This window comes from Shewanella sp. AC34-MNA-CIBAN-0136 (assembly GCF_040309945.1).
Classification (GTDB): Bacteria; Pseudomonadota; Gammaproteobacteria; order Enterobacterales; family Shewanellaceae; genus Shewanella.
On the sequence record NZ_JBEOPJ010000105.1, the window covers coordinates 1 to 240 of the forward strand.

Below are 240 nucleotides of genomic sequence, written 5' to 3' on the forward strand. Positions count from 1 at the left end.
GTTCATCATCTATGGCTTCTGTTTGCGGTGCAAGTCTTGCATTAATGGATGCGGGTGTCCCAATCAAAGCCCCAGTCGCTGGTATCGCTATGGGTCTAGTCAAAGAAGGCGAGCGTTTTGCGGTCTTGTCTGACATCTTGGGTGACGAAGATCATCTTGGCGATATGGACTTTAAAGTTGCGGGTTCTAAAGACGGTATCACTGCGCTACAGATGGATATCAAGATCGAAGGTATCACGC

General features: G+C 48.3%; 1 pseudogene. It reads left to right on the forward strand.

The features are described 5' to 3' along the window. Positions 1 to 240: pseudogene (locus AAEY94_RS20825) on the forward strand (polyribonucleotide nucleotidyltransferase); the annotation flags it as partial.